The organism is Imhoffiella purpurea, assembly GCF_000585215.1.
In the GTDB taxonomy this organism is placed as follows: Bacteria; Pseudomonadota; Gammaproteobacteria; order Chromatiales; family Chromatiaceae; genus Imhoffiella; species Imhoffiella purpurea.
Map to the genome: position 1 here is coordinate 1 of NZ_AONC01000086.1, position 1,469 is coordinate 1,469.

1 protein-coding gene is annotated in these 1,469 nt (G+C 59.0%); it reads right to left on the reverse strand.

Annotated elements, in window-relative coordinates; genetic code table 11:
- Nucleotides 1–83: 83 nt before the first annotated feature.
- Complete coding sequence (locus D779_RS20170; protein WP_232424258.1) at nt 84–647, reverse strand: ISAzo13-like element transposase-related protein; 564 nt, start codon at nt 645–647, stop codon at nt 84–86.
- Between the last annotated feature and the right edge of the window lie 822 nt (nt 648–1,469).

Genomic DNA, 1,469 nt, shown 5'->3' on the forward strand with positions numbered 1-1,469 from the left:
AAGGGTACGCACGGGAGAGGGTCCTGCCAATTCTTGTCACCCTAATCACCTACATCCGCACTCGGTCTTGGCCAGGGTTATGATCATGGCCTGTCGATGGAGCGAAATTGCTCATCGCGCTCGACCGAGTCGACGACACCGGTGATCAACTCCTTGCGCAGCTTCCGGCGGCGAAAACCGGCCCCCTCAAGCAACATCGCCGCGGTGTTGCGACTGATCCGGATCCCCCGTTCGAGCAGCGCCCGCGCCACCTCCATCGGGGTGAGATCGCTCCAGCGCACCCGTTCATCGCTCGGACTGCCGGCCGTGTGAGCCTCAAGCACCGCATTCAAGGCTGTTTCCAAGTGTGCGATGCGCTCCATGATCGGCGGTCGTCCTCCACCAGGACGACGGATCCGCTTGGCGTTGCCACTCGGACGGGCCGGATTCTGAGGGTCGCCCTCGTTCATCTGCTCCAGTTCCTGGATGCCGGTTTTGATGGTCGTGCGGCTCATGCCCAGAATCCGCGCCACATACGCAACGCCGCCATAGCCGATCTTCAATGCTTCCACCGCCGCATAGCGACGGCGATGGTCTTCTGGCAGCGAGCGGCAATACAGGCGCATCATCTCTTCATGCGCCGCGTCATATCCTGGGAACTCGTTCACGGTGATTCGATGACATCAGCTTAGGGGACTTGGCCATGCTCGCATCAACGCAGCCGCCTTGCCAGCATCTGGTGCCCCACTTTTCGATGGGGTCATAATCAGTCAAGATGCATAACTTGTTAGTGAATCGTTCCTTACGCTCCTGGTCCTAATTGATCGGTTTCGGTGGCTGCGGGCTTCTAGGTACCGAACCCGGCAGCCTCAAGGAGTGGCGAGATTTCAGTTTGAGTGCTGCTTCGCCCCGTGTGAAATCCCTTGGGGCTACTGCGTTTGTGGGGGACTCGGCCAGTGTCAGCGATAGATCCTTGTCGGTTGGCCTCGCCCTCCCAAGAGGCTTCGCTGCAACACTACGTGCAGGCGCATTGCCCTGGCGATGAATCGCGTGGCGGAGCATGTGAGGCGCTCGGTGGCTCGGCTACGTGGCCTCGGAACCAGAGGAACCCCTTCTCCGCCGCGTCCACCCCGAGTGCGGACGTGCGAGCGTTTGCTCCGCACTTGTCAGCGATAGGGTAAGTCCTGCCTCCATCCCTCTGACAATGCCCCTAAGGCGACCTATTCCGGGGTAGAAGGAAAATGCGGTGCGAATCCTTCGACCAAGTTAACGAAATCCGCGAGGATGATGTTCCAAGATCGGTGTTAGGCCGCATAGCGTTAATCATCCATTCGGCACGCGGGATTCGGTCGAGTTCGATATCACTCGTCAGCTAAGGTACCAGTCGATTCGATGGGCGCGGCCTCGAAATGATGTCGTTTCGAGGGTATGCTTTGAGCTTCTGTAACAACGAGAGAAGGCTTCGTCGTGGCGAAAGTGGTCAGAAGAAC